Source organism: Nonomuraea fuscirosea (assembly GCF_003001935.1).
In the GTDB taxonomy this organism is placed as follows: Bacteria; Actinomycetota; Actinomycetes; order Streptosporangiales; family Streptosporangiaceae; genus Nonomuraea; species Nonomuraea fuscirosea.
Window position 1 is genome coordinate 415,709 of sequence record NZ_PVNG01000005.1, and the last position, 22,975, is coordinate 438,683.

Here is a 22,975-nt window from a genome sequence, read left to right on the forward strand (position 1 = left end):
GAGAAGGCATCCACTTCTCAGGGAGCCACACCGATGACCGACCTGCTCACCGGCAAGACCATCCTCATCACCGGCGCCTCGTCCGGTATCGGCGCGTCCGCCGCGCACCTGTTCGCCCGCGAAGGCGCGAACGTCGTTCTCACCGCCCGCCGCCAGGCCGAACTCGATCGCGTCGCGGAGAGCATCGCCGGGAACGGAGGCGACGTGCTCGCCGTTCCGGCCGACACCACCAGCGCCGACGATCTGCGACGAGCCGTCGCGGCAGCGGTCGAGAGGTGGGGCCGCCTCGACGGCGCCCTGAACAACGCCGGCCGCACCCAGGGCGGCGGCCGCCTCGCCGAAGTCACCGACGAGACCTTCGACTCCGTCGCCGAGGTCAACTTCAAGGGCGTGTGGCTGGCGATGCGCGCCGAACTGCGGGCGATGACCGCGGAGGGCGCCGGCGGTGGCTCGATCGTCAACGTCAGCAGCATCGGCGGCACGTTCGGCGCTGCCGGGCAGAGCGTGTACGGAGCGACGAAGGCCGCGGTCATCGCCATGAGCCGGGCCGCCGCGGCCGAGTACGGCCGCGACGGTGTCCGCGTCAACGCCATCGCACCCGGCGCCACGATGACCGAGATGATGGTCGCCTGGCAGCAGCGCGACCCGGGCATCGTCGAGCACCTCAGCTCCCTCGCCGCTCTGGGTCGCCCCGGCCGGCCGGACGAGATCGCCGAGGCGGCCGCCTGGCTCCTCAGCGACCGCGCCGGCTACGTCACCGGCATGACGCTCGGCGTGGACGGCGGCACCGCCCCCTGGCCGCACTGAACCCTCCCGGTCCCGTCACTCGCGGTCAAGGCGCATCAGCCCAGGACGGTGCCCGGGTTCTCGGTGCCACGAGGACGCTTGCGGGAGAACGCGGAAAGGTCGATGCGCGGGCCTCGTCACCTCGGCCTCGAACAAGGGGATCCTGCTCCCGTCCGCGAGTGTCACCGCCCGTGGAGTCGCGCTCAGCGGGCACGGCAGGACCTGAGGTAGCTGAGGAACGAAGCTTGCAGGCCGGTTACGTGGGTTTCGTCCAGGATCGCGCTGGTGACGGCTCCGCCGCGTGAGGTGAGGCACACGAAGTCCGCCCGCATGCCGGGAGCGATGACCCCCACCTGGTCCGACAGGCCGAGGATCTCGGCGTTGATCTTCGTGGCCGCCACGAGGGCTTCCATCGGCGTCTCCAGCTCCGCGCGCGGTTTGAGCTCCTCACCCGGCGGTCCTGGGCCGGGCCGATGAGATCGGAACCCAGCCCGATCCGCACTCCGGCCTCCTTGGCGACGGCGAGCGCCTCGGTCATCCGTTCCCCGACACCCATCACCCGGTCGCGGGCCGACTCGCCGGGGCCGTCTTCCGCAGGGGTCGTGCAGCAGCTTCTCGACGACGGCGAACGTGGGCACCAGGGCGACATCGTGCGTGGCCATCAGAGTGGCCGTGGCCTCGTCGAGGTCGGTGCCGTGCTCGACACAGCGCGCCCCGGCCTCGACCGCGTTCCGGATGCCCTGGTTGTTGTGGGCGTGAACCGTCACATACGTGCCCCGAGCCGCGGCTTCCTGCACGGCGACGGCGATCTCGTCCACGGTGAACCGGGTGTCGGTCAGGCGGTCGTGAGCGCCGACCACTCCGCCGGTCACACAGAGCTTCAGGAAGGAGGCCCCGCGACGGAACGCCTCGCGTACGTTACCGCGCAGTTCGTCCGCGTTGCCCGACATCATGGACAGGGCGGACAGACCCGGAAGGTGATGACCACTCCACAGCTCGGTGGGTTCCCACGCGGCTCCGTCGTAGCCGTGCCCGCCGATCTGGCACTGCACAGGTCCGCACGACAGCACGCGCGGCCCTCTGACCTTGCCCTTCGCGATCGTGGTGACGACGCCGCCGTCGATCCCGCCGGTGTTGCCGGATCGCCATGACGAGGTCGCCGAAGGCGTCGAGGAGCCGGACGACACGGGCTTGAGTGTGCCCCCAGGGCACGGTGTTCGCTGGTGCGTGGAACGAACGTCTCGACCCAGGAGGACCCCGATGCCCGCGCCAGGACCCGACCACCAGAGCCCGGCCACGCGCCCGAGCTCCCCGCCCCAGGCCGCAGGCCCGGTGCCCGGACGGCGCGGGGCGGGTGTGGACGAATCCCGGCCGTTCGGGGCTCACATCCGGATGAGCTGGTGGGGGCCGCTGGTCGTGCTCGTCGTGCCGCCGGTCGTGATGGTGCTGCTGCAGGTCCTGTTCTTCCAGGTCGTGGGCGTCATCGAGGGCAGCGGCGACCCGATGTCGGCCACGTTCACCCCGCTGAAGCTCCTGGCCGTCAACCTGAGTGTGGGCATCGCGGGCGTGGTGGCGATCCTGCTGCCGGCGCGGCTGGCGAAGGTGCCGTGGCGCGGCCTGATCAGCTCGCCGCGGGCGTTCGACGGCCGGCGCCTGGCGCGGTACCTGCTCGGCGCGGCCCTGCTGGTGAGCGCCGGCATCGGAGTGGTGGCGCTGGTCGCACCCGAGTCCCCTGGCTGGGTCGCGTTCGGTGTTTCCGGGACGACGATCCTCATGCTGGTGGTCACCGTGCTGACCACCCCGCTCCAGTCCGTCGGCGAGGAGCTGATGTTCCGCGGTGCCGTGCTGCCCGCCGCCGCGTCCTGGGTGTGCGCGGTGCGCCCGGCCCTCGCCGTCGGTCTGGTGGTCTCCAGCCTGGCCTTCGCGGTCGTCCACGGCTCCGGCGACCCCTGGCTGTTCGGCTACTACACTCTCATCGGCGTCGCCACGGGACTGATGGCGATCATCAGCCGCGGCATCGAGGCGCCGGCCGCGTTCCACATCGCCAACAACGTCCTGTTCTCGAGCGTCAACACGCTGATGGCGGACGGCGGGTCGTACGTCATCGACCGGTCCACCGACACCGGTGACGCGGCCCTGCTGATCCTCGCCGCCGTCAACGTCGCCATGGTCGCCCTCGTCTGGGCACGCGAGCGACGTACCCGGATGGCAGCCTGGAACGAGCACCGGACCACGAGGCAGGACCCATGACCTGGAGCACACGCGAGATCGCCGACCTGGCGGGCACCACGGTGAAGACGGTGCGCTACTACCACCAGATCGGGCTGCTCGACGAGCCCGATCGCGCGTCCAACGGCTACAAGCGTTACGAGGTGCACCACCTGACCCGCCTCCTGCAGATCAAGCGCCTGACCGGGCTCGGTGTGCCGCTCGCGCAGGTGGCCGGGATGGGCACGAGCGGCGACGAGCTGGCCGCGGTCCTGCGGACCGTAGACGCCGAGCTGGAGGCGACGGTCCTGCGGCTGGAGAGCATCCGGCGGGAGCTGGCCGCCCTGGCTCGGCCGGGCGCGTCGCCGGAGGTGCCCACCAGCTTCAGCGCCGTCGTCCAGGACCTGCGCGGCAACGACCGCGCCCTGCTGACGATCTACGCCCAGCTCTTCTCGGACGAGTCGATGGAGGCACTGCGCCGGACCCTTGAGTCACATCCGAACGACGACCTCGACGAGGCGTTCCGCGACCTGCCCGAAGACGCCGACGACGCCACCCGGCAGTCCCTCGCCGAACGGCTCGCCCCTTTCATCACCCCGGCCACCGCCGAGCCCGGCGTGACGCTGAAGCCGCGCGCCACCACACCGGGCCAGGCCGAGGCGGCGCGCCGCGCCGCCGGCCACGCCCTCAGGGCGCTCTACAACCCCGCCCAGATCGACGTCCTCCGCCGAGCACACCAGCTCCGCGAAGCCGGCGACTCCGGCACCGGCACTTGATGTTCGCCGGCCCGGTGATCAGCCGTCGTGCCGCCGCGGCCTCCCGGCTGAGGATCGGTCAAACCGTCACCTCTTGGTCTGTGTTCTGGCGGACTCTTCGTGCGCGGAGTGCTCGCCGTACCGACAGGGCCGTGGCCAGGACGACGAGACCCAGGATCACCATCGTGACGGGCCGGCCGAGGACGTAGCCGGGGTTGCCGTCGGAGAAGGCCAGGGTCTGGCGCAGCGAGGTTTCGAGCGTGGGCTGCAGGACGACCGCCAGTACGAAGGGGGCCATGCTGTAGCCGGCCCGGCGCAGGACGAAGCCGAGCAGGCCCGCGACCAGCATGACCACGACGTCGAACATCGAGTTGTTCTCGGCGTACACGCCCACGACGCACAGGCCGATCACGAACGGCATCAGCGCCTGCGGCGGGATGGCCAGCAGGCGGGTGAAGAGTCCCACCAGCGGCAGGTTGAGCACCAGCAGCATCAGGTTGGCGATGTACATCGCGGCGATCACGGTCCAGAACAGCTCGGGCTGGTCCTCGACGAACGTCGGCCCGGGCACGATGCCGTTGAGCAGCAGCGCGGCGAGCACGAGTGCCATGGTCGGCGCGAACGGGATCCCGAGCGCCAGCAGCGGGACGAACGCCGCGCCCGCCGCCGCGTTGTTGGCCGCCTCCGGGCCGGCCACCCCCTCGACGGCGCCCTTGCCGAACCTGCCGGGGTCCTTGGAGATCTTCCGCTCGGTGACGTAGGAGGCGAACGTCGACAGTACGGCGGCGGGGCCCGGCACCAGCCCCAGCAGGAAGCCGATCACCGAGCCGCGCACCGCCGCCGGAGCCGCCCGCCGGGACTCCTCCCCGCTCGGCAGGAGCTCCTTGAGCCGTGGGGCTTTGACCGGCTCGGGACGCCAGCGCCGGCCGACCATCGTGAGCGCCTCGGCCACGCCGAAGACCCCCATGACCAGGGCGATGAAGCTGAATCCCTCGGCCAGGGCGTCGGATCCCATGGTGAAGCGCAACTGGCCCCCGGCCGGGTCGATCCCGACCGTGCCGATCGCCAGGCCGGCGCAGATCATCACGATCGCCTTCGCGGCGGAGCCCTCGGCGAGCGCCGCCAGCAGCAGGAGCCCCGCCACGCACAGCGCCAGGTACTCGGGCGGGCCGAGCTTGACCGCCAGCCCGCTCAGCCACGGCGCCGACATCATGAGGCCGAAGATGGCGATGGTGCCCGCCAGGAACGAGGAGAGCGCCGCGATGGTCAGTGCGGGTCCTGCTCTGCCCCGTTTCGTCATTTCGTGGCCGTCGAGGGCCGTGACCACCGACGAGGCCTCACCGGGTACGTTCAGGAGGATCGAGGTCGTCGAGCCCCCGTACGTGGAGCCGAAGTAGATGCCGGCGAACAGGATCAGCGATCCCGTCGGGCCGAGCTGTGTGGTCATCCCGAGCAGGACCGACATCGCGCCGATCGGCCCGATGCCGGGCAGCACGCCGACCACCGTGCCGAGCACCACGCCGACCAGCGCGAGGATGATGAAGGCCGGGTCGGCGAAGGTGGCGAAGCCCGCGCCGAGGTTGTCGATCGCGTCACCCACGGGGGGTCCTTCCGTTCAAAGCAGTCCCGGTCGAAGCAGGCCGAGTCAGAGCAGGCCGAGTCAGAGCGGTCCGGGTCACAGCAGGCCAGGTCAGAAGAGGCCGAGCGTGCCGCTCGGCAGGGGGACGGCCAGCCAGCGGACGAAGATCAACCAGGTGGCGGCGCCGAAGGCGAGGCCGAAGATCACGGCTCTGCTCCACCGGGAGATCCCCATGATCTTGGCCATCAGGACCAGGGCGATCGACAGCGTCACGACCATCCCCACGGTGTCGCCCACCGCCGGCACCAGCAGGGCGGCGGCCAGCACGCCGGCGATCCGCCACCAGCGCACCTCACCCTCGCCCCCATCCCCATCCCCAGCGGCGACCTCCGCGCCGACGCCGCGATCCTCCGTAGCGACATCACCGCCCTCGGACGCCGCCCCGAGGCCGGCTTCCGGTGCGGTGACGTCGCCCGGTGTCCCCCGGCGGCTCTGCAGCAGGACGACGACGCTGGTGACGGTCAGGACCAGCGCGACGATCAAGGGGAAGAAGCCTGCCCCGCTGTCCGCCATCGTTCCCAAGCCCTCGCCGAGGGCGAGCACGCCGTACAGCAGGCCCAGCACCAGCAGCGATCCGGCGACGATCACCTCCGGCTCGACGCTTCCTCGCACAAGACCCGATCTTCTCATTTCGCCGCGATCAGGTTCGCCGCCTCGGCGGTCTTCTCGGCCAGCTTGGCCTTGGCCGCCTCACCGTCGGCCCCGCTGACGACCAGTCCCAGCTTCCGCGCCGCCTCGGCGAACTTCGGGCTCTTGACGGCCGAGCCGAAGACCTCGTTCAGCTTCCGCTGGACGTCGGCGGGCAGGCCCTTCGGCGCGATCACCACGTTGTACGCCTCCCACTCCAGAGCGACGTCCTGCTGCTTGAAGGTCTTGATCTCGGGGGCGAGCTCGATGGGCTCGGCGGAGGCGATCGCCAGCGCGCGCAGCTTGCCGGCCTTCAGCTGCGCCATCCCGCCGGCCAGTTGCATGACGCCCACCTCGACGTTGTCGCCGATCAGGGCAGTGACGGTGGCCTGGTCGCCGTCGAACTTGACGTGCTTGAACCGCGTACCCGTCAGCTGCTCGAATTTCTGGGCCGGGATGGCGTAGTTGAGCGGCCCCTCGGCGATCGTGATGGTCCCCGGCCGCGCCTTGGCGGCCGTGACCAGGTCGGCGACGCTCTTGTACGGCGAGTCGCCGGGCACCACGAACAGCACCGGCGACGTGGTGACCTCGCTGATCACCGAGATCGAAGCCGGGTCGTAGGAGACCTTCTCGGTCCGCGGAAGCAGTGTCAGCGGCCCGTCCGGCACGAGGCCGATCGTGTGCCCGTCCGGTTTGGCGCTGAGCGTCGCCGTGGTGCCGACCGCGCCCGCGCCGCCCTCCCTGTTCACGACCTGGACGCGCCGGCCCAGCTTGCCCTCGGCGTTGACGATCTCGACCAGCGCGCGGGACGTCGCGTCGATGGCGCTGCCGGCCGGATAGGGCACGATGAGCTGGACGTTCCTGGTCGGATAGCCGGCCTGGGACGCGGGCGCGCCGCACGCCGCGAGGACGAGGGCGACGGCCGCGAGGAGCGCGGGCAGCGCGGCACGGCCGCGTCCGCCGGCCGGAAGAACACTCATGGGGGACCTCCTGGGAGGGACTGGGGAGGATGGGTTCCCGGCCCGATGGCGGCCGTGGCGATGATCGGGTCATGCCAGCCGTCGTCGCCGAAGTCGTAGGCGTCTCGATGCAGCCGTTTGAAGAACAGGTGCGCGCTGTGCTCCCAGGTGAAGCCCATCGCGCCGTGGAACTGCACCATCGCGGCGGACATCCGGCGGGCCAGGTCGGCGGCGCGGCTCTTGACCACCGACGTCATCAGCACCGCGTCGTCGCGCCCGGTGTCGTGGGCGTGGGCGGTATACCACAACGCCTGGGTGATCGTCGTCCACGCCACGTACAGCTCGGCCAGTTCGTGCTGGATCGCCTGGAAGCTGCCGATCGCGCGGCCGAACTGCCGGCGCGCACGAAGGTGATCGAGCGTGATCCGCAGCGCCGTGCCCGCGGCGCCGACGAGGTCCGCGCTCACCAGCACGGTCAGCCGCCGTACGACGTGCTCGAAGCCGTCGGCGTGTGCCCAGCTCAGCGGCTCGGCGGGCACGCCGGTCAGGCTCACCCGGGCCGCGCGTACGGTCCGGTCGACGGTCTCGACCGGGCGGATCGACACCCCGGGATGCCCGGCAGGCACGACGAAGACGGCGGGGCCGGTCGCCGTCGTGGCGGCGACCAGCAGCAGGTCGGCGTCCTCGGCCTGGCCGGAGATCCCGGCGTCGCCGTCGAGCAGGAACTCGCCGGTGGCGATGCCGGCGCCGCCGTTGAGCGGACCGTCGCCGGTGGCGATGCCGGTCCCGGAGTCGAGCAGGCCGTCGCCGGTGGCGGTGACGGCGATGCCAGCGCGGTCCCACGAGCCGCCGGGAGCGCGCAGGGCGGTCGCGCCGACGAGTTCGCCCGCGACCATCGGCGCGAGCCAGCGGCGCCGCTGCTCCGGGTCGATCGAGGTGGCGAGGACGTCGCAGGCGGCCATGGCCGTACCGACGCCGGCCGGCGCGAGGCCGGCCCCCAGCGCCTCGGCGACCACGGCGAGATCGAGCAGTCCGAGCCCGAGCCCGCCGTCCGGCGGCGCGGCCGTCACCCCGAGCCAGTCGAGCTCCGCGGCCGCGCGTCGCAGTTCGGCGTCGAGCCCGGCCGAGGGCGCGTCGGCGTACTGCGCCACGCGCGCCAGGTCCAGGTGACGATCGAGTCGCCGCCGTACGGCGCCACCCATCGCCACCTGCTCCTCGCTCAGCCTGAAGTCCATGTCACCGGTCCACTTCCGCGAATGGCACACAGTTCACCGTGCGGGTGTGAAGTACGTCAAAGACGTGAACTCACCCCGACTCATTGCGTTACGCAATGAGTCGGTCATGGGTTTTGCTCTTTGACGCTCCAGAACGACGGTGCCCAGGATGGGCGTGCGACAGGGCCGAATCGGACGGGGAGTGGTGCACGGCATGGATCTTCGATACTCGCCGGCGGCGGAGAGATTCCGGCGGGAGATCCGTCGCTGGCTGGCGGAGTCCGTGCCGGCGACGTGGCGCCGGCCGGGTTTCTGGATCGACCGCGACGGGAGCGAGGAGTCCCTGGAGCTGCGGCGGCGCTGGGAGAAGGACCGCTTCGAGAACGGCTTCGCCGGCGTCGACTGGCCGGCCGAGTACGGCGGGCGCGGCGCCGATCAGGAGATCAGAGCGGTGCACGACGAGGAGATGGCGCGCGCCAGGGCGCCGATCGGCCCGTTCCTCGGCCTGACCTACCTCGGCACGGCGCTGCTCGGCCCCACACTGCTCCGCTACGGCACCGACGCGCAGAAACGCACGATCCTGCCGCGCATCCTGTCCGGCGAGACGATCTGGTGCCAGGGGTTCTCCGAACCGGAGAGCGGCAGCGACCTGGCGGGCCTCTCGACCGCCGCCCGGCGCGACGGCGACGTCCTGGTGGTCTCCGGCCAGAAGACCTGGACCACGCTGGCGCGGCACGCCGACGCGATGTTCGCCCTGGTCCGCACCGATCCGGCGGCGGAACGACGGCGCGGCATCACGTTCCTGCTGATCGACCTGACGCTGCCGGGGGTGCGCGTGCGCCCGATCCGGCAGATGTCCGGCTCGCAGGAGTTCGGGGAGGAGTTCTTCGACGAGGTACGGGTGCCGATCAACGGCAACGTCGTCGGCCGGATCGACGACGGCTGGTCCGTGGCCAGGTACCTGCTCTCGGTCGAGCGGAACGCCTCGCCGATCAGCCAGTACGTGGAGTTCCGCCACGAGCTGGACGACGTGATCGCCGCGGCCCGGCAGGTCAGGAAGGACGGCCGTCCGGCCATCGACGACCCTCAGGTCAGGACCAGGATCGCGCGCTGCCGGGCCGACCTGGAGCTGCTCCGGGTCCGCGGCTACGACGCGATGACCCGTACGGCCCGAGGAGAGGACCTGGGGGCCGACGCCTCGGTCACCAAGCTGCTGTGGTCACGGACCAGGCTGGCGATCGCCGACCTGGGCGCCGACATCCTCGGCCTGGACGGCCACCTCAGCGCCGGACCTGACGGCGGGCATCACGAACAGTTCGGGCATCTCCGCTGGCGGCACCTTCACGTACGCGGCCAGCGGATCGCCGGCGGCACCGCGCAGATCCAGCGCACGATCATCGCCCGCGACCTGCTGGGCCTCCCCCGATGAGCGCCACCGCGATCGGCTCGGGAACCGTGCTGTTCCAGCTCCACGACGGGGTCGGCACGGTGACCCTCAACCGGCCCGAGCGCCGCAACGCGATCTCCTGGCCGCTCGTGCAGGACCTCCTCGCCGCGATCGAGCGAGCCGGCGCGGAACGGGACCTGCGTGTCCTCGTCCTCACGGGCGCGGGCGCCGACTTCTGCGTCGGCGCCGACCTCGCGCGGGTCGGCTCCGACAGTGCCCAGGACCAGGAGACGCGGACGCTGCGCGGACGTTCGGTGGCCGACGACCGCGAACGGCTGCGCCGGGCCTCGGCCATCGTGGAGACGCTCGCGCACTTCCCCGCGCCGACGATCGCCGCCGTCAACGGCGCCTGCGCCGGGGCGGGGCTCAGCCTCGCCCTGGCCGCCGACTTCCGGATCGCGGCACGGAAGGCGGTGTTCAACACCGCGTTCGTCAGCGCCGGAGTGTCCGGCGACCTGGGCAGCGCCTGGCTGCTGACCCGTGCGGTGGGCGGCGCCCGCGCGCGGGCGCTGCTGCTCGACCCGGCCAAGCTCACCGCCGCCGAGGCGGCCGACCTGGGACTCGTGACCGAGACCACGGCCGACCTGGCGGCGCGGGTCGGCGCGCTGGCGGCCAAGCTCGCCGCGCAGGCGCCCAAGGCGATGCAGTACGCCAAGGAGAACCTGACCGACGCCGGAACGGCCACCCTGCCCGATTACCTGCGCCGAGAGGTGCCCCGTATGGTCGAGTGTGCCCGCAGTGGCGATGCGCGGCGGGCCGCCCAAGCCTTCCTGGAAAAGCGCAAACCGGTCTTCACCGGAGAGTAGGAGCGGCATGAAGCCCCCGCTTGAGGGAGTTCGCGTCGTCGAGTTCGGCCACTACATCGCCGCGCCGGCGGCGACCCAGATGCTGTCCGACCTGGGCGCCGAGGTCATCAAGATCGAGCCGCCCAGCGGCGACCAGGCGCGTGGCATCGGCGCGTACGGCGAGGGCATCGTCCTGGCCTACAACCGCGGCAAGCGCTCGATCGTGCTCGACCTCAAGCAGGCCGGCGACAGGGAGACCGCCCTGGGCCTGATCGCGGAGGCGGACGTCGTCGTGCAGAACCTGCGGGCCGACGCGCTGGCCCGCCTCGGGCTCGGGCCCGAGGAGTTGCGGGCGGCCAATCCCCGGCTCGTGCACGTCTCGGTCCGCGGGTTCAGCTCCCGGGGCCCCTCTGCACAGCGGGCCGGCCTCGACATCGCCGCGCAGGCCGAGAGCGGGCTGATGTCGGTCAACGGTGAGCTGGGCGGTGATCCGCTCCGGGTCGGCTTCCCCATCGCCGACGTCGCCGCGAGCTACGCGGTCGTCCAGGTCGTCCTCGCCGCGCTGCTGCGCAGGGAGCGTACCGGAGAGGGCGGGGTGGCCGAGGTCTCGCTGCTGGACGCCGCGATCCACCTGCAGTCGGCGATGTGGGGCGAATGGCACGCCTCCGGGCAGGAGCCGCGGCGCAAGGGCAACGGCCAGGCGACCGTGGCCCCGGCCGCCGACCTCGTCCGCACCGCCGACGGAACCATCGTCCTGTCGGCCTACACCGCCGAGCACTTCGCCCGGCTGTGCCGGCTCATCGACAGGACGTGGATGCTCGACGACCCCCGCTTCGCCGACAACCCCGCCCGGGTGGCCAACCGGGAGGCGCTCCTGGCGGAGATCTCCCAGGCCCTCGGCGGCCTGCGGACGGAGGAGTGCCTGGCGATGCTGGCCGGCCACGGGATCGTCGCGGCGGAGGTGCGGACGTACCAGGACGTGACCGAGGCGGCGGACGTGCGCGCCAGCGGCGTTCTGACCACGGGGGTCGGGCCGGACGGTGACCGCTTCACCGTTCCTTCGCTGCCCTTCACGCTCGACGGCGTCACCGTCGAGGCGGACCGGGCGGTGCCCCGCGCCGGGGCGCACTCGGACGCGCCCGGCTGGCACACCGCTTGACCTGGTACGCGGGGCCCCCATTGGATCGCACCATGAACGTCCGCGAGCTCGAATGTTTTCTCGCCGTTGTCGACCAGGGCAGCATCACCCGGGCCGCCTCCGCGCTCTACCTGGCGCAGCCGTCCCTGTCGCAGATCATCCGCCGCCTGGAGAGCGACCTCGGCGTGGAGCTGTTCCGCCGGGTCGGGCGCGGGCTGGTGCTCGCGCCGGCCGGTGAGGCGCTGGTCGGGCCGGCCCGCCAGGTCGTCCGTGACCTGCACCATGCCCGCCAGGTCGCCGAGGGCTACCGGGGGCTCGAACGCGGACGGGTCGACCTGGCGATCTCCACCTCCCTCACATCCAACTTCCTGGCCGCGTGGGTGGGGCACTTCCGGCGCGAGCATCCCGGGTTCACGGTCCGGCTCAAGCAGCACGACGGCGACACCGACGAGATCGTCCACCTGATCAGGTCGGGCGAGGCCGAGCTCGCCTACGCGGTCGCGCCCGTGTCCCGGTCGGGCATCGACTGCGTGCGCATCGGGGAGGGCGAGGTCGTGCTGGCGCTGCCGCCCAGCTGGCGCGCCGACTTCCCCGACCCGGTCCCGGCCGCCCTGCTCGGCGGCCTGCCGATGATCGTCGATCGGGGGTTCGGGCGGTCGTACCTCGACTCCATCGGCGTCGAGTCCACCGTCGTCGTGGACGTCAGCGAACCGGCCGGGCTGGTCCCGCTGATCATCGCGGGCGCGGGGGCCGCCGTCCTGCCGATGCGCCAGGCGCTGGACGCCCGGCGCAGGGGGGCGAGCCTGCGCATGATCGAACCGCTGACCGTACGGGCGATCTACGCCATCACCTCGACCTCCCCGCTGTCGATCCCGGCCCGCCGGTTCCTCGAACTCAGCAGGGAGAACCTCGACCGCTGGCGGCGCGCCGTGACCAGGCGCACCGACCGGGGCATGACGCTGCTGGAGGCGTCCATCGACGCCGACAGCGTGATCGAGGCCGCCTACCAGCGCCTGGACGAGACCCCGTACCACCTGGACTCCGGGCCCCGCGGGCGGTGAGTCCCGGGGACGAATGCCAGGTTCCGGCGCTCGCCACGCTCGGATCCGAGGCCGGCGAGGCAGAATGGCGGCGATGAGCCTCAAGGATGAGCGCGTGAACCGGAGGCCGGCGGCCTCGGCCGTCTGCGCGCTGCTCGCCGCGGCTCTGGCCGCCGCGCAGGTCCTCGCCGCGGATCGCCTCGGCATCAATCCGTGGACGACCCGAGCGGGCCCGTTCGACGAGTACGTCGACTGGGACCACGCGGTGACCCGTTCCACCTGGTATCCGGCCGCCTCCGCCCTGCTCGCCGCCGCGATCACCTACCGCGTGTTCCGGCGTGCGCCATGGTCCTGGCGGTGGCTGCCGCCGGCGGCCTGGCTCGGCTCCTCGCTGATCGCCGCCCCGCTGCTGTACGGCCTGGCCTCCGCCGCGCCGGAACACGGCCTCAACTCCAGCCCGTCCGAGGTGGCCTGGGCGACGATCGTCGGCGGCGCTGCCGGCGCCGCCGCGGCGATGGCCGCACTACGGCATCGAGAGGCCGGCGTGGGCCTGATGGCCTACACCCTGTGGATCTCCCTGCTGGAGTTCACCAGACCCTGGTGGTGGGACCGGCCGCCGGCCTTCGATCCCCTGCTCACCGAAGCCGTGCTGAGCGACGACGGCCGGCCCGTGGTGACGGCGCTGCTCCGGAAGGCCGGTGGGATCACCGCAGGGCTGATCGGACCGGTCCTGATCAGCGGGGTCGTCGCGGCCTGGGCGGCGGCGCGGCGGGGCCGGTGGCGGAGCGGCGCCCTCGCGGGCACGGCCGGTCCTCTCCTGCTCTGCGCCGTCTACCTCACGATCGACCCGGGCCTGAGCGACCAGGAGAGCCTCCAGAGCACCCTGTGGACGTACGCCGTCGTCGCGGTGCCGATCGGCCTGGGTGTCAGCACCATCACCGGCATCGTCGTCGCCCGGATCGTCGCGGCACGGAAGCGCACGGCAGGTTCGCCGGCGGTCTAGGGGATCAGTTGTCGCCCGCGCGGAGTACCTCGCTCAGCCTGCGTCGGCGGCGTAGCGCCGATTCGACCGGCACCACGACGGCGACCGCCGCCAGGAACACCCCTGCCACCAGGCCGAGCCCCCACCACGGCGCTGCCGGGGCCGGCGCGGCGCCGGTGAGCAGGTGCAGGGAGAGCGAGCCGAACGTCAGGTGGGCGAGCAGCGCCCCGAGCAGCGGGCCGCCCACGGCGGCGAGCAGCACCGGCGGCAGCAGTTCTCCGGCGGCGACCCATCGGGCCTCCCGGGGCCGCAATCCGAGGGTGCGCAGCCGGGTCAGGGTCTGCCAGCGCTCCGGCGCGCCGGCCGCCGTGCCGAGAGCGAGTCCCAGCAGGCCCAGAACCGGCAGCGTCACCGCCGAGACCCAGGCCAGCCGCAGCAGGCCCGTGGCCAGCGGCCCCGCCGCGGTTCCCTGGCCGACGGCGGCGAGGGCTGGCCCGTGGCTCATGGTGGCGGCGAAGATGAGCGCGTACGAGGTCAGGGCCACGGACGTCACGAGCACCAGCAGGGGCAGCAGCCGGGCCGAGGTCGCCGCCGCCCGCGCGGCCCCGAAGACCGCCAGCGGCCGGCGCGAGCGCAGCAGCCGCCCGAGCGCGACGCGCAGCGCGAGGGGCAGCGCCTTCGCCAGCAGGAGCGCGCCCGCGAGCGCGCACAGGGCGGGCGCGCTCGCGGCCAGCACTCCGCCGCCGATCCCCCGCTGGTAGAGGGCGACGAGGGCGCCGGCCGCGGCCACCAGCACGCCGAGCTCCAGAGCGGCCCGCCGCAGCCGTACGGTGTCCCGCATCCATCGCCGCGCGCTCCGGTTGGCCGGGACGCGGCGGTCCCGGGTGGCGCGGGCGGCGGTGAGCGTCCCGAACGCCGGTCCGGCGGCGACGGCCGTGACCACCACGGGCGCGATCCACTCCCAGGAGACCCCCGGCGCGACCGCCCGGGCCAGGCCGAGCCCGGCCGCCGCGGCCAGCAGCGCCGTCACCGCGGATTCGAGCAGCAGCTCGCCGCCGATCACCGGCAGCGACATCCCGCGCTGCCGGGCGGCGGCCAGGGCCCGGGCGCGGCGGCGCACCAGCAGGTCGGCGGCCAGCAGCAGGACCAGGACGGCGACGGCGAGCAGGGTGACGACCAGCAGGGACGCCTGCGCGAACGCGGCCTCGACCTGCGCGCTCACCGTCCGCAGCACCCCGTCGAGCCGGGTCTCCCACTTCAGCGAGCCGTCCCTGGCGGCGGAGGAGCCGGAGGCCGCCTTGAGCGCGACCACCCTCGCGGCGACCGGCGGGACCATGGCCCAGGTGAGCCGGTCAGGGTCGGGGGTGAACCGGACGGTACGCCGCAACTCGTCCTGGCCGAAGGCGAGCCGGGCGTCGGGCAGCGACTCGCGGGACAGCAGCCCGGCGAACCGGGTGCCGTTCGCGGCGGTGACGGGGTTCAGCAGCGCGGGCAGCGGCCGCCAGGCGGGATCGGCCTTGTCCTGCGGCCGGAAGATGCCGCTGACCTGGACGTCCTTCACGTTCCCCTGGTCGTCGGCCAGCGGGATGCGGGCGCCGGGACGGACCTGGAGCGCGGCGGCGGCCGCCTCGGACAGGCCCGCCTGCACCACCCACGGCGGCGCGCCGTAGGGAACCGACGCCGTCTCGGAAGCCGTGGGCCGGGGCGGGCCGCCCGCGACCCAGGTCACGGCGGGTCCGCCGTCGCGGGCCACGTAGGCGAGCTGGAACGTCCGCAGCACGCTGCCGTCGGTGATCTTGAGGGTGGGGCTGATGACGCTGGCGACCGGTGGGCGCAGGACGGCCCGCAGGCCGGGGCCGAGTTCCTCCGTCGCCCTGGCTCTGAAGTCGTCGACGTCCTCGGCGAGGCGGGGGTGCCGCAGGCGGCTGCCGTTCGGCCCGTCGTCGGCCTCCATGCGGCTGTGGACCTGGAGGTCGCCGCCGTTCCCGCGGACGGCCTCCCGTACGGCGGCGTCGGCGGTCGCGGTCAGGAGCGGCGGCACCGCGCCGGCCAGCAACGTGATGGCCGCCACCACGACGGCGGCCAGGAGCAGCGGCCCAGCGTCCGCGCGGGCGCGGCCGGCCACGCTGGGCCAGTGCGGTACCGGAATCCTCATGACGCCACCCGCAGGTACGCGGCGTCGGCGCGCCGGGCCTGGACGACGACCACCGCGCTCACCGCGAGCGCGCACCCGGCCAGCAACCCGACGAGCAGGACGGCCTCGGCGGCCCACGGCCAGACGGGCAGCACCTCGGGCACGGGAGCCGCGCCGGTGTCGGCGCGGACGAGCAGCGGAGCGACGAGGCGGGTGGCCAGCGCGCCGACGACCGCGCCCGCCGCGAGCAGCGGCAGCAGGATGCCGACGTGCTGGCCGAGCAGCACGGTACGGATCTCGCGCCGGGTCATCCCCAGCCCCCGCAGGCGCGCCACCTCGACCGCGCGGGCCCGCAGGTCGAACGTCACGTGCAGGACGATCCCGGCCAGCATCAGCAGCACCGCGGCCGGCACCAGCAGTCGCAGCACGGCCGGCAGCCCGGCCCGCAGCGGGCCGCCGGTCAGCCGGGCGGTCTCGGACGCGCGCGTGGTGACGCCGCCGAGACGGAGGTCGGCCACGTCGGCTCTGACGGGACGGCCGACCCACCACGCGTCCACGGGCACGTCGAAGTCGCCGCTGACGGCGAGGGCGCGGGAGAGGACGTCGAAGTCGGCCAGGACGGCCGCGGCGTTCGGAGCGGACGGCACGGCCGGCAGCACCTCGGCCACGCCGACCTGGACGCGGGCGAGGCCGACGGTGAGGTCCAGCTGGGAGCCGCGCCGGGCGCCCGCCTCGGCGGCGAAGCGGGCGGAGACGGCGACGGGCACCGGTCCTGGAGCGGGGAAGGCGGTGGCGACCAGGGTCCTGGCGGCGTCCGGCGGGCCCTTGAGCGCGACGGTCGTGGTCATCTTCAGCGCGGTGCCCGCGGAGGTGCCGGTCAGGGCGACGGCCGGCCGGCCGAGCTGCCCAGGGGAGGGCCCGGCCGAGGTGGCCGTCCAGGACGGCTCCGCCGAACCGCGTCCCGCGCCGGTCCCTGCGTCGGTTTCCGCGCCGGCTTCCGTGCCGGTCCCTGCGCCAGTCTCCGTGCCGGTTCCGGTTCCGGTTCCGGCCACGGTGAGTGTCACGGCGACGCGGCTGTCTCCGGCCGGGAGTTCGTCCAGGAAATTGGAGTAGCCGGTGCCCACGTTCCCCGTCGCGATCGCGAACGGCAGCGACACCGCGACCAGCCGGAGTCCTTCGGCGGTGGCGCAGTCCGGCAGCCGATGTGCCTTTCCGTCGAGCGGGATGGGCGCACCCGTGCAAGGCGTACGCAGCCCGGTCACGTCCTGCAGCAGCAGCCGCGGCGTCACGGTGAGCGGCGTCCCACCGGTCGCCTTCCCGACCAGGGAGAGCGCGGCTCCGGCCGGGACGGGCACACCGGCGGCACGCTCCGGCGGCGCGAGGGCGGCGCCGACGTCGTTCCAGGTGCGGCCGTCGTTCAGCCGCCCGCGCAGCAGCGCCTCGGCCCGCGTGGTGTCCATGGCGATCAGCCGCGGCGGGTCACCCGCCCCGCCGAGCCACTGCCCGACCGCGACGCCCCGATCGGTGGCCGGGCTCACCTCTCCCCCGACGGCCGCGCCGACCCTCCCGCCCTGCCCGGCGGCGGGCGGCGCGGTGAGGGTGAGCGCGAGGTCGGTGCCGACGGCCAGATCGGCCTGGTCCTGCTGCGAACGCTGCCACGTCGCGTCGAACCCGATCCCGTACGTGGCCGCCGCGCAGCCCAGCCCGATCAGCAGCCCCGCCGCGACCGCCTGGGGTCTGCGGGCGGCTTCGAACGCGGCCAGCGGCACCATGAACCCGCGAGCCCGGACGGCCAGCCGTTCCACGCCCCGCAACGCGGGCCACACCAGCCGCAACGTCACAGCCGACCCGGCGATGAGCAGCAGCGCGGGAGCGAGCACCCGTACGGCGTCGATGGGAGATCCGGAACCGGCCGGCTGGTCGCGCAACTGCCACCAGCCGACTGCGGCGAGCGCCACGAGCAGCAGGTCGGCGCCGGATCGGGCGAGCAGTTCGCGCCGCCCGCGCACCCCGGCGGCGGGGGTGCGCAGTGAGGGCACGACGAGCACCGCCGCCAGCGCCAGCGCGCCGCCGGCCACGGAGAGCACCTGCGCGGCGTTCACGGCGAAGGGCGTGGCCAGCCCGGCTCCGTCCATGGGCGGCAACTGGGTAAGCCCGGCGTGGAGGGCGGACGAGGCCGGGATCGCGACCGCGGTGGCGAGCACGGCGAGCACGCCGGCCTCGATGAGCGCGGCGCCGGCGAGCTGACCGCGGCCGACGCCCAGCGCGGACAGCAGCACGGTCTCGTCGCCGCGCACCCCGGCGCTGAGCCGGCCGGCCAGGGCGAGGGCGGTCGCGGTCAGGACGAGGCCGATGGCGGCGACGGCGAGCACGGCGGCCGTGGTGACCCGCTGCTGCTCGTGCCCGGCCAGCAGCGTCGAGGGCAGCAGGGAGGCGACGCGCTGGATGCGTACCCGGTCGCCGAGCGTCCGCCCGAGCCGGCGGTCGGCGCCGAGCACGGCCTGGGTGACGGTGTCGAGGTCGCGGACGTCGGGGGCGGACAGGTCAGGGTGGGCGGTGATCTCCAGCCGGTCGAGGACCGAGCCGCCGCCGAGCAGGTCGGCCAGGTCGACGATGAACGGCCCGTACGCGTGCACCGGCTGCGCGGAGCGGCCGTCGCGGTAGGCCGGATCGTGGCCGGTGGCGGCGAGCGGGTCACGCTCCCAGCCGGTGCCGGGCAGCGCGCGGACGATCCCGGTCACCCGCACCTCGATCCCCTCGTCGGGATCGTCGGTCAGCTCCCTGCCGAGCCTGACCCGGCTGCCCGCCTTCAGGCCGAGCCGCCGCGCGGTGCTCTCCAGCACCACCGACTCCGCCGGAACGGCACCCGCCCGGGGCAGGCGTCCTTCGGCGAGCTGGGTGCGGGCCGGCAGGTCCTCCACCCCCGACAGGTACGCCACGGCCGGAGCGCCGGCGTCAGGGAACGACCGCATCACGGACGACGCGCGCGCGGCCGTCGTGGTCGCGAACGGGGCGAGGGCCGAGGTCAGCACGGCGCGGGTGTCGTCGGCGACGGACCTCGCGTCCTCGCCGCGCACGGTGACGGTGTAGGCGGTGACGTCGATCTGGTCGGAGGTGGTACGGGAGGCGGCGGTCTCCAGCGCCTGCTCGGCGGTACGGGTGAGCAGGAGGGCGCAGATGCCGAGCAGCGTGGGGCCGACCACGGCGACGGCGAGGAGGGCGGCCAGCAGCGGCCACTGCGCACGGGCGCGCCGGGCGACCAGCCTCAGCACGGGCAGCCCTCACAGATCACGAATCGCCCCGGCCGTCGGAGTCGAGCCGCCCATGGGACCGCGTACCGGAAGGCTGATCGACCTGACCGTCAGAGCGCTGCCCGGGATCCTGGTCGAGATGCCCGTCGTTGATGCGGATCACCCGATCCGCCAGCGCGAGCATCGTCGGATCATGCGTGGAGACCAGCGCCGTCACCCCCTCCGACTCCACCACCCCCCGCAGCAGCGCCATCACCGACAGGCCGGTCTCGGCGTCCAGCTGCCCGGTCGGCTCGTCCGCGATCAGCAGCCGGGGTGAGGCGGCCAGCGCCCTGGCGATCGCCACCCGCTGCTGCTGCCCGCCGGACAGCTCACCGGGCACCTGCTCGGCGTGGTCGGCCAGCCCGACCAGTTCCAGCAGCAGCGCGACCCGCCGCTCCCGCTCCGCCGCCGGTACGCGGGCCAGCCGCAGCGGGGCGCCCACGTTCTCCGCGGCCGACAGCACCGGGATCAGGCCGAAGGTCTGGAAGACGTAGGAGACCTTCTCCCGCCGTAACAGGGACAGGCCGTCCTCGTCGAGGGAGGTGACGTCCGTACCGTCGACGAGGACCGTGCCGGAGTCCGGGCGGTCCAGGCCGCCGATGACGTTGAGCAGCGTGGTCTTGCCGGAGCCGGACCGCCCCACGAGGGCGGTCATGGTGCCGGGCGCGAGGTCGAACGTGACGTCCCGCAGCGCGTGCACGGCGGTCGCCCCGCTGCCGAACCGGCGGTGCACGCCCCGCACGCTGACCAGAGGTCCGCCGTTCCCGCCGGTCATCCGGCCTCGCCGCCGTCGGGACGGATAGCGACGTGATCGGCCTCCAGCACCAGCCGGACCCGCCGCGTCAGCGCCAGCGCCTCCCGGTAGTCGCGCGGCACCTGGACCCGTCCGGCCCGGTCCATCACCGCGTACTCCTCGGCGATCATCCGCTGGGCGCCGTCGTCGCCGGTGGCGGTACGCCGCAGCACCTCGCTGCTGGTGCGCCCGTCGCGGATCGCCACCGTCCGCTCCACCTGCCCGCTGACCGCGGGATCGTGGGTCACGACGACGACCGTGACGCCCAAGTGCCGGTTGACGTCGCGCAGCACCCCGAACACCGAGGCCGACGTGGCGCTGTCCAGCTCTCCGGTCGGCTCGTCGGCCAGCAGCACCCTGGGCTCGTTGGCGAGGGCCACCGCGATGGCCACCCGCATCTGCTGCCCGCCGGACAACTGCCCGGGCCGCCGCTCGGCGCACTCGGCGACGCCGAGCAGCTCCAGCAGCTCCGCGGCGCGCTTGCGACGCACCCGGCCGGACGTGCGGGCCGCCGTCATCGGCAGGTCGACCATCTGACGCGCGGTCAGGTACGGGATCAGGTTGGCGGCGGTCTGCTGGCGTACGAGTCCGACGGTGTGCCGCCGGTATCGGACCCGATCGGCCCGCGACATGTCCAGGAGGTTCCACCGATCGACCCGCACCCGCCCGGCGGTGGGCGCGTCGACTCCGGCCAGGATGGACAGCAACGTCGACTTCCCCGACCCGGACGCCCCGACGACGGCCACCATCTCCCCGCCGTCCACGACCAGGTCCAGCCCTTGCAGCGCCTGCACCTCGACCGACCCGGACTGATAGATCCGCACCAGGCTCTCGCACGCGATGAGCGCGTCTCGCCCGAACTCCGGCGCCTTGGCGGGAGGCTGCGGCAGGGACAAGGGCGTGATGGACATCTCCTCCTCGAACCCCGGCACGAGCGCCACTTCCGGGCCAGACTCTATCGCCCTGACAAATCCCACCCCAAGCCCTCACACCCCACGAATCTCAGCGTGCTCTCACGAGCCGTTCATGGGCGGGAGCCGTCGGCGGGCAGCAGGGCGTGGGTGGCCTGCTGGGCGAGCCAGTCCGCCGAGTCCTTCCAGTTCCAGCCGAAGGCGCGGACGGTCCGCCAGGCCTCGAAGCCGAAGTAGAACCACAGCGTCTGCTCGACCTGCTCGCCGGTGAGGCCCTCGCGCAGGCCGCCGACGGCGAGCAGGCGGGCGGCCGCGACCTTCAGCCGGTCCCGCACGGCGCGGACCGCCACCTCGGCCGCCGCGGCCACGTCCGGGTCGGCGTTCCTGTTGTCCAGCAGGATCGCCAGCGTGTCCTGGCGGCGCCGGCGCACCTGTCCGGTGCCGTCGGCCAGGAGGCGCAGGATCTCGCGCGGGTCGGCGGACTCGGCGATCCTGCGCTCCGTCTCCTTCGCCGTGTCGTCCGCGGCGCCGTCCTCGGACATCGCCATGATCAGCGCGGGCTTGTTGCCGACGCTGGTGTAGACGGTGTTGACGGCGACTCCAGCGGCGGCCGCGACGGCGGCGACGCTCGTCCTGGCGTAGCCCTGCTCCGCGAACAGCTTCGCCGCCGCCTCGATGATGGATCGCCGCGTGTCCTCGGCGTGCCTGGCCCGCACCGGTGACCGATAACCGCGCACAACCATGCCGGGATCCTACCTTCCTCAATTCATTGTAGAGTCCTTACTATGAATAGTGAGTCTATCCAGTCAATCGACGCGTCGGTCGTGGTGGCCGGTGCGGGCCCCGTCGGGCTGTGGGTCGCGGCGGAGCTGGCGCTGGCAGGGGTCCCGGTCGTGGTCCTGGAACGCGCGGCGGAACGCAGCCCGTACTCGAAGGCCCTGGGTGTCCACCCGCGCACGATCGAGGTGCTGGCCATGCGCGGCCTGGCCCGGCGGTTCCTCGACGAAGGGGTTCCGGTGCCGAAGTGGCACTTCGGGATGCTGGAGAGCCGCCTCGACTTCAGCGCGCTCGACACGCCGTACCCGTTCATGCTCGCCATCCCCCAGGTCCGCACCGAGGAACTGCTCGAAGAGCACGCGCTCGCCAAAGGTGTACGGATCCTGCGCGGCCACACCGTCACCGGGCTCGACCAGGACGCCGAGCACGTCACCCTGCGCGTGACCGGACCGGAGGGGGAGTACACCCGCACCGCGAGCTACGTCGTGGGCGCGGACGGCGCGGGCAGCACCGTCCGCAAGGCGGCGGGCATCGCGTTCCCCGGTACCGACACGACGTCCTACGGCTACGTCGGCGAGGTGCGCCTCACCGATCCCGCCGTGGTCAGCGCCCACAACGAGCACGGCGCCCTCATCAGCGTTCCCGTACGCGGCGGCAGGCACCGCATCGCCGGCGTGGACGCGCACCACAACGGCGCGGCCGACCCGTTCACGCTGGAGGCGCTGCGGGAGACCGCGATCCGGGTGGCGGGCAGCGACTTCGGGATGCACGACCCCGGCTGGTTGTCCCGGTTCGGCAACGCCACGAGGGTGGCGCGGACGTACCGGAGCGGCCGGGTCCTGCTCGCGGGGGACGCGGCGCACATGCACCTGCCCGCCGGCGGCGTCGGCCTCAACGTCGGCGTGCAGGACGCGATGAACCTCGGCTGGCGGCTCGCCGCCGTGGCCCGCGGCGACGCGGACCCCGCGCTGCTGGACGGTTACCACGACGAGCGGCATCCGATCGGCGAGCAGCTCGCGGAGCACACGCTCGCCCAGTCCGCGCTGATCACCGCGACCACCCCGGACGGCGCCGCCCTGCGCTCCCTGCTGAACGGCCTGATCGCGACGGTGCCCGAGTTCTCCCTGGCACTGGCCCGCAAGCTGTCCGCGCTGGACGTGGCCTACCCGCAGGCCGGACACCCCCTGGTCGGCACGCGGGTGCCCAGCCTCTTCGAGCTGCTGAGATCCGGTCGTCCGGCCCTGCTCGGCACCGTGGGCGAGGAAGCGGCGGCTCTCGCGGCGGCCATGGGGATCGACGTGGTCCCCGGCGACCAACCGTGGACCACAGCCGCGGCGGTGGTCGTCCGTCCCGACGGGCACGTGTGGTGGGCCTCGGACGACGCCGGCGACGCCGAGGTCATGACGGCGCTGAAGGGCCTCGGCGCCACCTTCGCCGCGGTCGGGCGAGGAGGAACGCCGGCCTGAAGCAGCCCTGGAGTGCGCCGG

19 protein-coding genes are annotated in these 22,975 nt (G+C 73.4%); 9 read left to right on the forward strand and 10 right to left on the reverse strand.

The features are described from left to right. Nucleotides 1-33: 33 nt before the first annotated feature. The gene (locus B0I32_RS14715) at nt 34-807 is read left to right on the forward strand and encodes an SDR family NAD(P)-dependent oxidoreductase (protein WP_106239028.1); all 774 of its coding nucleotides are present in this window, start codon (nt 34-36) and stop codon (nt 805-807) included. Between the two features lie 182 nt (nt 808-989). On the opposite strand, the gene B0I32_RS14720 is transcribed toward B0I32_RS14715, so the two are convergent. After that, complete coding sequence (locus B0I32_RS14720) at nt 990-1,973, reverse strand: amidohydrolase family protein (protein WP_219911793.1); 984 nt, start codon at nt 1,971-1,973, stop codon at nt 990-992. A 73-nt stretch (nt 1,974-2,046) separates the two neighbouring features. On the opposite strand from B0I32_RS14720, the gene B0I32_RS14725 reads away from it, so the two are divergent. After that, nucleotides 2,047-3,036: a CPBP family intramembrane glutamic endopeptidase gene (locus B0I32_RS14725; protein ID WP_106239030.1), complete on the forward strand. Its 990-nt coding sequence runs from the start codon at nt 2,047-2,049 to the stop codon at nt 3,034-3,036. Beyond that, entirely contained in the window at nt 3,033-3,770 is a 738-nt protein-coding gene (locus B0I32_RS14730) for a helix-turn-helix domain-containing protein (protein WP_106239032.1), read from the forward strand. The genes B0I32_RS14725 and B0I32_RS14730 overlap by 4 nt, the downstream gene beginning before the upstream one ends. A 58-nt stretch (nt 3,771-3,828) precedes the next feature. On the opposite strand, the gene B0I32_RS14735 is transcribed toward B0I32_RS14730, so the two are convergent. The 4 genes from B0I32_RS14735 to B0I32_RS14750 all read right to left on the reverse strand — a co-directional run bounded on the left by B0I32_RS14735 (nt 3,829) and on the right by B0I32_RS14750 (nt 8,209). Beyond that, the gene (locus tag B0I32_RS14735; RefSeq protein WP_219911794.1) at nt 3,829-5,349 is read right to left on the reverse strand and encodes a tripartite tricarboxylate transporter permease; all 1,521 of its coding nucleotides are present in this window, start codon (nt 5,347-5,349) and stop codon (nt 3,829-3,831) included. Nucleotides 5,350-5,439: 90 nt separating this feature from the next. Then, a complete protein-coding gene (locus B0I32_RS14740) occupies nt 5,440-6,000 on the reverse strand; it encodes a tripartite tricarboxylate transporter TctB family protein (protein ID WP_181307385.1) in 561 nt (186 codons plus the stop codon). A 14-nt stretch (nt 6,001-6,014) separates the two neighbouring features. Next, nucleotides 6,015-6,995 (reverse strand): tripartite tricarboxylate transporter substrate binding protein, encoded by a 981-nt coding sequence (locus tag B0I32_RS14745; protein ID WP_106239037.1) that lies wholly within the window; start codon nt 6,993-6,995, stop codon nt 6,015-6,017. Further along, entirely contained in the window at nt 6,992-8,209 is a 1,218-nt protein-coding gene (locus B0I32_RS14750; RefSeq protein ID WP_106239038.1) for an acyl-CoA dehydrogenase family protein, read from the reverse strand. Before B0I32_RS14750 ends, B0I32_RS14745 begins: the two co-directional genes overlap by 4 nt. 193 nt (nt 8,210-8,402) lie before the next feature. On the opposite strand from B0I32_RS14750, the gene B0I32_RS14755 reads away from it, so the two are divergent. The 5 genes from B0I32_RS14755 to B0I32_RS14775 all read left to right on the forward strand — a co-directional run bounded on the left by B0I32_RS14755 (nt 8,403) and on the right by B0I32_RS14775 (nt 13,601). Continuing rightward, nucleotides 8,403-9,617 (forward strand): acyl-CoA dehydrogenase family protein, encoded by a 1,215-nt coding sequence (locus B0I32_RS14755; protein ID WP_106239224.1) that lies wholly within the window; start codon nt 8,403-8,405, stop codon nt 9,615-9,617. Next, nucleotides 9,614-10,441, forward strand: coding sequence for an enoyl-CoA hydratase/isomerase family protein (locus tag B0I32_RS14760; protein ID WP_106239041.1), 828 nt, complete (start codon nt 9,614-9,616; stop codon nt 10,439-10,441). Before B0I32_RS14755 ends, B0I32_RS14760 begins: the two co-directional genes overlap by 4 nt. Before the next feature lie 7 nt (nt 10,442-10,448). Continuing rightward, the gene (locus tag B0I32_RS14765) at nt 10,449-11,579 is read left to right on the forward strand and encodes a CaiB/BaiF CoA transferase family protein (RefSeq protein WP_106239043.1); all 1,131 of its coding nucleotides are present in this window, start codon (nt 10,449-10,451) and stop codon (nt 11,577-11,579) included. A 32-nt stretch (nt 11,580-11,611) separates the two neighbouring features. Next, nucleotides 11,612-12,619, forward strand: coding sequence for a LysR family transcriptional regulator (locus tag B0I32_RS14770; RefSeq protein ID WP_106239045.1), 1,008 nt, complete (start codon nt 11,612-11,614; stop codon nt 12,617-12,619). 73 nt (nt 12,620-12,692) lie between these two features. Continuing rightward, nucleotides 12,693-13,601 (forward strand): hypothetical protein, encoded by a 909-nt coding sequence (locus tag B0I32_RS14775; protein WP_146178162.1) that lies wholly within the window; start codon nt 12,693-12,695, stop codon nt 13,599-13,601. Between the two features lie 4 nt (nt 13,602-13,605). On the opposite strand, the gene B0I32_RS14780 is transcribed toward B0I32_RS14775, so the two are convergent. The 5 genes from B0I32_RS14780 to B0I32_RS14800 all read right to left on the reverse strand — a co-directional run bounded on the left by B0I32_RS14780 (nt 13,606) and on the right by B0I32_RS14800 (nt 21,454). Further along, nucleotides 13,606-15,735, reverse strand: coding sequence for an FtsX-like permease family protein (locus B0I32_RS14780; RefSeq protein WP_106239049.1), 2,130 nt, complete (start codon nt 15,733-15,735; stop codon nt 13,606-13,608). After that, entirely contained in the window at nt 15,732-18,986 is a 3,255-nt protein-coding gene (locus B0I32_RS14785) for an FtsX-like permease family protein (RefSeq protein ID WP_181307386.1), read from the reverse strand. The genes B0I32_RS14780 and B0I32_RS14785 overlap by 4 nt, the downstream gene beginning before the upstream one ends. A gap of 16 nt (nt 18,987-19,002) precedes the next feature. Then, on the reverse strand, nt 19,003-19,782 hold the full coding sequence (locus B0I32_RS14790) for an ABC transporter ATP-binding protein (protein WP_245955827.1): 780 nt from the start codon (nt 19,780-19,782) through the stop codon (nt 19,003-19,005). Then, entirely contained in the window at nt 19,779-20,711 is a 933-nt protein-coding gene (locus B0I32_RS14795) for an ABC transporter ATP-binding protein (protein WP_106239228.1), read from the reverse strand. The genes B0I32_RS14790 and B0I32_RS14795 overlap by 4 nt, the downstream gene beginning before the upstream one ends. 113 nt (nt 20,712-20,824) lie before the next feature. Further along, nucleotides 20,825-21,454 (reverse strand): TetR/AcrR family transcriptional regulator, encoded by a 630-nt coding sequence (locus tag B0I32_RS14800; protein WP_106239051.1) that lies wholly within the window; start codon nt 21,452-21,454, stop codon nt 20,825-20,827. Nucleotides 21,455-21,496: 42 nt separating this feature from the next. Here B0I32_RS14800 and B0I32_RS14805 point away from each other — a divergent pair, with 42 nt between their 5' ends. Continuing rightward, a complete protein-coding gene (locus B0I32_RS14805) occupies nt 21,497-22,954 on the forward strand; it encodes an FAD-dependent monooxygenase (protein ID WP_106239054.1) in 1,458 nt (485 codons plus the stop codon). Nucleotides 22,955-22,975 lie beyond the last annotated feature (21 nt).